Below are 9,595 nucleotides of genomic sequence, written 5' to 3'. Positions count from 1 at the left end.
CACAGCATATGTGACAAAAAAGCTTGCTATTGAAGGTTATACTTTAGATGAAAGTAAAATACCTGCTAATGCGACAGGAAAATATAGTGAAAACGATATAGTTGTAACCTATGTATACAAAAAAGACCCTCCTGCGCCAACTGTGGGTAAAGTGACAACCAAATACGTTGATGAGGCAGGTAACGAAATACATGATCCAGTCACTGAAACTGGTGTAGTTGGCGCAGAATATGTGGCAAAAAAGCTTGCTATTGAAGGTTATACTTTAGATGAAAGTAAAATACCTGCTAATGCGACAGGAAAATATAGTGAAAACGATATAGTTGTAACCTATGTATACAAAAAAGACCCTCCTGCGCCAACTGTAGGTAAAGTGACAACCAAATACGTTGATGAGGCAGGTAACGAAATACATAAACCGGTTGAGCAAACTGGTGTGGTAGGATCTAGTTATACTACTGCAAAATTAGGAATTTCTGGTTATACATTAGATGAAAGTAAATTACCGAATAATAGAGATGGGAAATTTATTCAGGGGGACATTATTGTAACTTATGTTTACAACATGAATAAACCTCAAGTGAATGATACACCTACTACTGAACAAGATAAAAATAATTATAGTGATAATAATGATACTAATAAGCAAAATGATATAAATAAAACAAATCACGATTTTGCCAGACACGTTTCAAATAATAAAACTGCTATAAAGCAAGAAGTAAGTCAAAAGCCAACTGCTTTAAAATCTAAAAAGTCAAGTTTGCCTAAGACTGGGGTCAAAGAGCAAAAATATTTACTGGTCTTTGGTACACTTTTGGTATTATTTATAATTTATATTATATTTGATGAAAAAAAGCATCACGATTATTAGACATGTAAGTCTTAAAAATAGATAAAAAAAGGTTGAAACAAACTCTCTAGATTAGATTAAAATCTGTCTAGAGAGTTTTTATATAACAAAAAATCCTGTTAACAAAGCATTATAGAATTTGGCCTATAATTTTTAGTAACAGGATATGTATAGCAAAATTAGTAAAAATTATTTTTTCTTTTTGTTTGTTTTAGGCAGTGGTTTAGCATTAAGGGCATTGGTAGGTATCTTTAAGAAGTCTTTGCTGCCCATGTTGCCATAACTTTGTCCAGCGCTGAATTGCATTAATTTATTTACTCTAATTTTAACTAGATATTGAAAGCTATACATCTTTTTATTTTTAACCACAAGTTTTGCAGTCATACCTTTAATTTTGCCCAATTTGACTAATTTATGATAGATGGTTTTTTGCTTGGGGCTTTGAGTATTGGTAGTAAATATCGGATCTAATGCATCTTTCATTGTTTTCTGGTCTGTGATGTTCGCTTTTAAAGTATAAGTGTGACCTTTTCTAGTCATTTTATAAGCGTTAGTCAGAGCCTTAGGTGGATCCATTAACATTGAATTATTAATTATAGAATCGAGTAAATCAGCGTAAGAGTGCCCGGTTAATTTGTTAAAATCTGCTTTATACCAGTCACTTGAGCCGTTAATATAAACGTGGTTAGCATTGTCAACCCACTCTTGCGAAGACTGAGTTTTACCTTTGGCTTGAGTTTGGTAGTTAAGTTGAAATACAGTAGGGTTGCCACCAAAAAGAGCAGTTGTAGTAACAATTTGCTTGGAAGTATCGGTTCCTAAGGTTACGACCTGCTTGGCTTGTCCACTTTTAAATGATTTCTGTGAACATTTGATTACTTGGCTTTTAGTTAGAATGGGTTCACTTTGCTTTTTCTGCTTGGAGCATCCGCCTGCAGCAAGCACTGCAACTAAGCTCAAGCCCATTAATAATTTTTTGAATTTCATAGTGAGTTAGGTATTCTCTTTTCTTATAATCATCATTAATATCTATTGTATCGTAAAACTTGTATTTAAAAAATGATTTTTAGTCCTAAACCCTATGAAAACAAAATGTAAATGTGTAAAATAGTAAGTGAAACATTTAATTTGCAAAGGAGATATTTCATGTCAAAATTAGTTTTGATTCGTCACGGACAAAGTGAATGGAACCTTGAAAATAAATTTACTGGCTGGATTGATGTAGATTTATCAGAAAAAGGCGTTGAAGAAGCAAAGAACGCAGGTAAGTTAATTAAGGAACATGGTCTGCAGTTTGATCAAGCTTATACATCTGTTTTAACTCGTGCCATTAAGACTCTACACTATGCTTTGGAAGAAAGCGGCCAACTTTGGGTTCCAGAAACTAAGAGCTGGAGATTAAACGAACGTCATTACGGTGGCTTGCAAGGCTTAAACAAGAAAGCTACTGCTGACAAATACGGTGATGAGCAAGTTCACATTTGGCGTCGTTCATATGATGTTTTGCCACCAAAGATTGAGGATGACTCTAAATATAGCCAAGTTCATGATCGTCGTTATGCCGATCTTGATCCACACATCATTCCTCGGACTGAAAACTTAAAGGTTTGTTTGGAAAGAGTTATGCCTTTCTGGGAAGACCACATTGCTCCAGATCTGTTAGCTGGCAAGAACGTTATTATTGCAGCTCACGGTAATTCACTTCGTGCCTTGACTAAGTACATCGAGAACATTTCTGATGCTGATATTATGAACTTGGAAATGAAGACCGGTGAACCAGTAGTTTACACCTTTGATGACAAGTTGAATGTCACTAACAAAGAAAAATTAGACGACTAATTTTAAGTTAAAAAATAAAATTCCTAACCGCGAAGGTTAGGAATTTTTTTAGTACTGGCAACTAAGTTGTTGGTAAGCAAAATTAATTATAGGAAATAAGCAGATGCTTACCAACAGCCATGCCTATTTTGTCTAGCATTTTTAACGTGGGTTTCATTGTACCGTTTTCAATCCTAGCAATAGTTGATTTGCTTACGTTTACTTTATCTGCTAAATCTTGTTGGCTAAGACCTTCTTTCTTGCGTAATTTTGTAACTGCAACTGAAGCGTCCAGTTGTCGACTATATTGTTCAGCATATTCTTTTAATTTTGGATCGTCTTTTGTTAATTCATCAAGCATTTTTTCTGTTTCTGTTTCAGTTTTCATTTTTATTCCTCTTTAATACTCTTTTTCTAATATTTTTTGCATGATCTTTTTCAAAATCTGGGGTTTTTTGCTTTTTTTCTTAAAACCATGTGTAATGACGTAGTATTTGCCACTTTTATGAAAATACAGAGCTCTTGTAATATCACTATCATAAATGGTAATTTACTAGTACTTTGAGTAAATTGAAAACATTCTGATGCCGATATTATAAACTTGGAAATTAAAATAGGTGATTATATCTTTGATGACAAGTTGAATGTCACCAACAAAGAAAAATATTTCAAATTACTAGCGAAGTGTTTTAAAAATATAGACAGAACGTAAGTTTTGTATAAATTTACTTAAATCACACTAATTTCGTGCAAAATAGTGTTATAGTAAAACCAAGAAATTTAGATTTCTTGGTTTTACTAAGGGAGAAAGTGTGCATACATATGACCGAAACTGCTGGTAAAAAAAACGCAAAATTTGTTTTTGACAACGTAATAGATTTAGCTGGGTATTTAGAATATAGACTAGATAACCCCACACCGCTGAAAATTCAAAAAACTTTGTATTTTTTGTGGGCTTTTTATTCAGCTACATACGGCAATATTCATTACAGTCCAGATGATCAAAGCGAGTTTGACCTGCAAGATGGTGCCTATCCTCCAGAGCTGTTTGAGCCTGATTTTGAAGCATGGAGATATGGTCCTGTCATAAATAAAGTGTATGCAGCTTATAAAGGCGATGAAATTAAAAAACTTAACTCAAAAGAAATTCAAGATAAAATTTCTACAGGTGAATCTGAAAAGAAAGAAGTTCTATTATTTATTAATAATTTAGTAGATCAGATTAATGAAGTAAATGATTTCGGTTTAGTTCAGAGATCTCATAAAGATAAGGCCTGGAAAGACGCGTATAACGAGAATGAACAACACTGTAAAATTGATAGTAACCAAATAAAACAGGACTATATCAATTATATAGGCGAGTAAAAATGAAAAAACATAAAAGTTCAAATAAATCTTTCAACAATTTGAACTTTTTTAATCAAGGTAAGAAGTCCCAACCTAATAAAAATTTTAATGGTCTAAGTTTTTTAACGGATAATCAAAAAGTTGATTCTAACCTTGATGGATTAGATTTCTCTTCAACTGTCGAAAAAATTGAGCTTCCTTTAAATGCCCAGTCAATAAAACCAAAAGTAGCCTTCTTACATAGTTGTTTAAACAGTTTAAAAATAGCAAATCTTTTATTTACAAATTATATTTGTGGCTCAATGGAGAATTATAATGATTCGATTGGGATTAACTTTGAAAATATTTTTTGCAATTCTGAAGTAGTTAATAATAAAATGAGACTGATTAATTTGTCTTTGAAAAATGGAAAGAGAATTAAATCAATTTTTAGTGCCTGCAGTAATATTGATTTTAAAAAGTATGCGATATATGAATCTTATATCACTAATAAATACACGCAGATTAGTGATGGGGTAGGTAAAGGAAAATTTAGAGCTTTTTCCGTATATGATGTGGAAAATATCAATAGTGAAAAAGAAGAAAGCTGGTTAATTGTTTTTCTGCTGGATCCACACCATTTGGTTTGTCCTGTTCATAATAAGGGTAAATCTCGTGACGAGATAAATGAAATAGAATATAAAAAAGTAAAGAACTTTAATTGTTCTTTAGAAGAATTGTTTCAAAAAAAAGTGAGTAGAAAAGCAATAAAAAAAGAAAATATAAATTGGGTAGACTAGCTTTTAAGAGAACTTTTCTTATGTAAAAACATAGTTGCCTAATGACTATCTAGTTGAAGAATATTGCTGCACTACACTAGAGCTTTTATTTGAATAATTTAATCAAAAAGCCCCTTTATTAGAGATTGCAAGTCTAAATAAGGGGACTTTTGGCTTTTTATTGGGTATGTGCTCTTAATCTGGTTCATTAATGTTTAAAATGGCATCGAAGACGCTTTGGGGTAGCTTAATATCGCTTTTAACAGCTTGTCGTTTATTTAAGCTTTGTCTGCGTAAAAGTTGTTGTTTTTTCGAAATACTTCTTTTTTCGCCATTCACAGCCGCATTTTTGCGTAAAGGCGGCACGTCAACTCTCGCAATTGCTTTGTTTTCCACCATTGCTTGCACCGGCATCGGGTATAGACGACGCGGAACCGTATATTTTAATTTTTTGACCAACTTATGAGCGATCAAATCGGCTTTTTGGCGTGGCACAATAATGTCGAGAGCATCAACAGCGGCATAGTTGATCTGAATTTGAATTTTGACTACATCAACCAGTTCGTAATCCAAAAATTCAGTATCAAGCGTCGCAAACCCATGAGTAATTGATTTTAAGCTGTTGAAAAAGTCATAGGCAATTTCAGAAACAGGCAGTTTGTATGTTAATGTGACTATATCTTGTTGATTGTCCAAGTCAACCATTTCCCCAAAATGCTGGTCACATAATTTCATGACGGCACCCAAGTATTCATTGGGCGTGGTAATTACGGCCTTAACGTATGATTCAGTGACATAATCAATTTCAGAAAAATCAGGAAATTTTGCCGGATTGGTGATAGTGAGATATTCCTGCTTAGGCTGAGGCTGCTTGAGGTAAACGTGATAGGTGGCATTCGGCGCAGTGGTCAACACTTCCACATGATATTCATCGCGCAGTCGTTCCTGGATTATTTGCAAGTGAAAAATGCCTAAGAAACCGCAGCGAAAGCCGGCATCAAGAGCTTCAGACTGTTCAGGAGCGTAATGAAAAGCGGAATCGTTGAGAGCCAGCTTACTAATAGCTTGTTTTAAGGCTTCATAACTGGTATCTCCCTTAGGATAAAAACCGGCATAAACCATTGATTGCGCTGGCTTAAAGTGGGGAATGGCATTTTTAGTAGGATTTTCTGCAGTGGTTAAGGTATCGCCAACTTGGACACTGGCAACATCTTTAATTCCAGTCACAATATAGCCGACTTCTCCCGCATTTAATTCCTTTACCGGCTGCATGTTTGGGGTGAAAATCCCTATTGCTTGCGCATTAAACTTGCTACCGCCCTGCATTAGCTGCAATTTTTGCTGGTTCTTTAACTGACCATCAATTAGTCTGACATCCGCGATAATTCCCTGATATGAATCATACTGTGAGTCAAAAATCAGTGCCTTAAGTGCTGCATCGGGTTTTCCCTGAGGGGCTGGAATTTTTTGATAAATTGCTTCTAATACTTGATGAACATTTTCTCCTGTTTTAGCAGAAATTTTTAAAATATCCGCGTCTACAAATTCGGGACGCAGCGCACGTATTTGTGCCTCCGTTGCCGCAACGTCTGCCGCTGCATTGTCAATTTTGTTAATCACCGGAATGATAGTCAGATTATGTTTTAAAGCTAAACGCAAATTGGCTACGGTTTGTGCTTGTACACCCTGAGTTGCGTCGACCAGTAAAATAGCACCATCACTGGCAGCCAGACTTTTAGAAACTTCGTAAGAAAAATCAACGTGCCCTGGGGTATCGATTAAATTGTATTCGTATTCCTGACCGTTATCTGCTTGATAAAAGTTACGCACTGATCTTGATTTGACCGTCACTCCGTGCGCTTGTTCTACTTCCATGCTGTCGAGCAGTTGCTCGCTTAACTGCCTTTTGCTCACAGTATCAGTTTGTTCCATAATTCTGTCAGCTAATGTTGATTTACCATGATCAATGTGAGCAATAATGGCAAAATTTCTAATATTAGCAAGTTTCATTTTATTTTGCTCCTTCCAGTTTTTGCTCTAAGCCTTGTAAATAAAAGAGCATTAATTGATTTGCTTCTTGTTCGAGATCGATTTGAAAAACTTTAAAATCAACGGGTAATTGATCGTGGTGAAACTCATCCAGGTTCATCATATTCATTAGTCCGCTAATAATTGCACTTTGAATGATGAAAAGGTGGCTGGCTTGCTTAACGCTAAGCAGTGAAATTCTCTCGGCTATTGCTTGTCCCAATTTCCTGTTTATTTCGTAGAGTTTTTCGCGACCAGCCAATGTCTGTTCTCTGTCAGCGGCAGTTTCTAAAATTGGACCACGTAACGCGTTAAGACGTAATAAATCAGTCCTCTGACTAATTAACAAATGGTTTTGCTCTAAAATAAAAGAGGAAAAATCAGCCCAAGAAGTGATATTTTCAGTTTTTTGAAAACGCTGAAGAACTTCCGTGAGGTAATCTTGGTAACCAGAAAGCAATAAGTACATAAAGATATTTTCTTTAGTTTTAAAATAATTAAATAGTGTGCCTTTGGCAACGCCAGATTCATGGGCAATTTGCGCCATAGATATTTGGTTAAAATCATTTTTTTGAAATAATTTGCTGGCAGCAGCTGCAATGAGCTGTTTTTTTGCTTCTTTTTCTTTGGGAGTTAAAACATACATAATGGCAGATGTACTCCTTTTATTCAATAATGACCAACGGTCATTTTACAAAGAATTTCCAGTTTTTGCAAGAAAAAACCATCTTCATATGAAGATGGTTTTCATTGCTGATTTAGTTATTAATGTATTTCTTTAATTGCTCATTTTTCAGACCAGCACTTAAACCAACTAAGAGCTTAATTCTGGCTTTTTGTCCATTGAGGCCGCGGCAGAAGATAATGCCCATTTTGGCTAAGCCGACACCGCCACCTTGATAATCATAAACTGGTTCAGCGATACCGTTAAAACAACGGGAAACCAATACCAGGGGAATTCCATTATCAAGTAGTTTTTGCAATTCAGATAATGTTTGGGGTGGCATGTTACCGGCACCTAAAGCTTCAATTACTAACCCGTTTGTTGATGGCTTATTTAAAGCTTGAAAGATCTCTGGTCCCATTCCTGCATAGGCCTTTACTAAATAAACATTTGCAATAATGTGGTCAATTGGTAAGTGTTGCTGGGGATTGATAGTTTGCACGTAATTAACGTGACCTTCAGATACAACGCCTATAGGACCAAATGTAGCGGTGCGAAAAGTAGCAACATTTGTAGTATGGGTCTTCGTAACATAACGGGCGGGATGAATTTCATCATTCATCACAACTACAACACCTTTGCCAATAGAAGCATCAGAACTGGCGACCATGATTGCGGTTCTAAAATTGTACAACCCGTCGCTGCCAATTTCATTAGAAGAGCGCATAGCTCCGGTTACTACCACAGGCATTTTACTGGAAATGGTTAAATCTAAAAATAAAGCTGTTTCTTCCAGAGTGTCTGTGCCGTGAGTCACGACTGCCCCGAAAAAGCCTTCAGCTTCTGCTTGGCGGATCCGCAAAGAAAGTTGCAACATGCGCTCTGGTGTCATATGAGGAGAAGGCAAGTTGAAAATTTCTTCAGTAACTATCTGGACATCATCATTAACGTTTAAAGAGAGGTCAGCCAAGGGATTTTGACTATTAGGCTTAATTTTGCCATTTTCATCTTCTGACATTGAAATGGTGCCACCAGTATGTAAGATCAGAATTTTTTTACTCATAATAGGTTTTTGCTCCTGTAATTTCTTTAATTAATACTTCTACAGGTTAGCATAAAATTAGGGATGCAGAAACCGTTAAAGACCATAGATTTTAGACATAAAATAGCCCCCAAATTTGTCCTAAATTTGGGTGTCACTTCAAAAAGGCCAGCTGCTTTAAATTAAAGGTTTTAATCAGTGAAAATTTCTTTTGCTAAATCAAAAGCAGACCAAGCCTTCGGCCAGCCGCAATAAAATGCCAAATGAGTAATCAGTTCGACCATTTCGTCTTTGGTAATACCGTTCTTTTTGCCCATAATCATATGTGATTTAAGTTGGGGAAAAGCCCCTTGTGCCATTAATGCAGCACAAGTAATTAAACTACGGTCACGAGCAGACAACTTGTCCTCTCTTGACCAGACTTCACCAAATAAAACATCATCATTCAATTCTGCAAATTTAGGTGCAAAATCACCTAAGTTATCTCTACCGGCTGTTTGCTTTTTCATTTTTTAATCCTCCAATTTTCCATATTCTTCATCTGTGACTGGTTCGAGCCACTTGGGTGTTCCCGCAGTGATAGCAATATGCGCAAACCAACTGTCTTTAGTTGCGCCATGCCAATGTTTAACACTGTCATGAACGACCACTACATCACCAGGATGCAATTTACGAGGCGCTTTGCCTTCTTCTTGATACCAGCCCGTACCAGCTGTTGCTAACAAAATCTGAAAGCCGCCAATATGCTGGTGCCAGTTGTTGCGACAACCCGGTTCAAAACTAACGTTTGAGACGCTTACGTTAATCTTAGGATCATTGACCAAGCTTTGCAGGTAACTCTGGCCAATAAAATATTTTTGATAAGCAGTATTCTTTTCACCCAAAGCAAAAATACCATCTTGCACATCACTTTTATGATCGTCCATTTTTTTAACTCCTTTATATTTGATTTAATAAGATTACTTTAATCCTTAACGTGAACTTTAAGTCAAGTTGTTTTAACAGATGAGTTCAATGAGTTTTATTAATAATGATTATTGTTTTTTGAATAGTATATATTGGAAAAATATAATGTGATAAAATTA

12 protein-coding genes are annotated in these 9,595 nt (G+C 35.6%); 4 read left to right on the top strand and 8 right to left on the bottom strand.

What is annotated here, in order from left to right:
• Window positions 1–874, top strand: an 874-nt coding sequence (locus F5ESL0261_RS08755) for a MucBP domain-containing protein (RefSeq protein WP_147446238.1), incomplete at its 5' end; no start/stop codon positions are given.
• Between the two features lie 168 nt (window positions 875–1,042).
• Here the strand turns inward: F5ESL0261_RS08755 and F5ESL0261_RS08750 are convergent.
• Window positions 1,043–1,840 carry a DUF6612 family protein gene (locus F5ESL0261_RS08750; protein WP_122052928.1) on the bottom strand — a complete coding sequence of 266 codons (798 nt, stop codon included), beginning with the start codon at window positions 1,838–1,840 and terminating at the stop codon, window positions 1,043–1,045.
• A 159-nt stretch (window positions 1,841–1,999) separates the two neighbouring features.
• Between F5ESL0261_RS08750 and F5ESL0261_RS08745 the strand changes: the two genes are divergently transcribed.
• Window positions 2,000–2,692, top strand: a complete 693-nt coding sequence (locus tag F5ESL0261_RS08745; protein WP_034978190.1) for a 2,3-diphosphoglycerate-dependent phosphoglycerate mutase — start codon at window positions 2,000–2,002, stop codon at window positions 2,690–2,692.
• Between the two features lie 82 nt (window positions 2,693–2,774).
• On the opposite strand, the gene F5ESL0261_RS08740 is transcribed toward F5ESL0261_RS08745, so the two are convergent.
• Window positions 2,775–3,059: a helix-turn-helix transcriptional regulator gene (locus F5ESL0261_RS08740; RefSeq protein ID WP_122052927.1), complete on the bottom strand. Its 285-nt coding sequence runs from the start codon at window positions 3,057–3,059 to the stop codon at window positions 2,775–2,777.
• A 12-nt stretch (window positions 3,060–3,071) separates the two neighbouring features.
• Complete coding sequence (locus F5ESL0261_RS08735; RefSeq protein ID WP_370448922.1) at window positions 3,072–3,200, bottom strand: hypothetical protein; 129 nt, start codon at window positions 3,198–3,200, stop codon at window positions 3,072–3,074.
• A 293-nt stretch (window positions 3,201–3,493) separates the two neighbouring features.
• On the opposite strand from F5ESL0261_RS08735, the gene F5ESL0261_RS08730 reads away from it, so the two are divergent.
• Together F5ESL0261_RS08730 and F5ESL0261_RS08725 are read left to right on the top strand one after the other, a co-directional pair.
• Window positions 3,494–4,036 (top strand): Panacea domain-containing protein, encoded by a 543-nt coding sequence (locus tag F5ESL0261_RS08730; RefSeq protein ID WP_052697107.1) that lies wholly within the window; start codon window positions 3,494–3,496, stop codon window positions 4,034–4,036.
• A 2-nt stretch (window positions 4,037–4,038) separates the two neighbouring features.
• A complete protein-coding gene (locus tag F5ESL0261_RS08725; RefSeq protein ID WP_045928649.1) occupies window positions 4,039–4,797 on the top strand; it encodes a hypothetical protein in 759 nt (252 codons plus the stop codon).
• Window positions 4,798–4,971: 174 nt separating this feature from the next.
• Here F5ESL0261_RS08725 and lepA read toward each other — a convergent pair whose 3' ends face one another.
• From lepA to F5ESL0261_RS08700, 5 genes are all read right to left on the bottom strand, one after another.
• Window positions 4,972–6,786 carry a translation elongation factor 4 gene (lepA, locus tag F5ESL0261_RS08720; RefSeq protein WP_122052926.1) on the bottom strand — a complete coding sequence of 605 codons (1,815 nt, stop codon included), beginning with the start codon at window positions 6,784–6,786 and terminating at the stop codon, window positions 4,972–4,974.
• Window position 6,787: 1 nt separating this feature from the next.
• Window positions 6,788–7,450, bottom strand: a complete 663-nt coding sequence (locus F5ESL0261_RS08715; RefSeq protein ID WP_045928647.1) for a TetR/AcrR family transcriptional regulator — start codon at window positions 7,448–7,450, stop codon at window positions 6,788–6,790.
• Window positions 7,451–7,562: 112 nt separating this feature from the next.
• On the bottom strand, window positions 7,563–8,531 hold the full coding sequence (locus F5ESL0261_RS08710) for an asparaginase (RefSeq protein WP_122052925.1): 969 nt from the start codon (window positions 8,529–8,531) through the stop codon (window positions 7,563–7,565).
• Window positions 8,532–8,701: 170 nt separating this feature from the next.
• The gene (locus tag F5ESL0261_RS08705; protein WP_122052924.1) at window positions 8,702–9,019 is read right to left on the bottom strand and encodes a carboxymuconolactone decarboxylase family protein; all 318 of its coding nucleotides are present in this window, start codon (window positions 9,017–9,019) and stop codon (window positions 8,702–8,704) included.
• 3 nt (window positions 9,020–9,022) lie between these two features.
• The gene (locus F5ESL0261_RS08700) at window positions 9,023–9,436 is read right to left on the bottom strand and encodes a cupin domain-containing protein (protein ID WP_122052923.1); all 414 of its coding nucleotides are present in this window, start codon (window positions 9,434–9,436) and stop codon (window positions 9,023–9,025) included.
• Window positions 9,437–9,595 lie beyond the last annotated feature (159 nt).

This window comes from Lactobacillus sp. ESL0261 (assembly GCF_003693025.1).
Taxonomy (GTDB): Bacteria; Bacillota; Bacilli; order Lactobacillales; family Lactobacillaceae; genus Lactobacillus; species Lactobacillus kullabergensis.
This window is presented reverse-complemented; position numbering and strand designations above follow the sequence as displayed.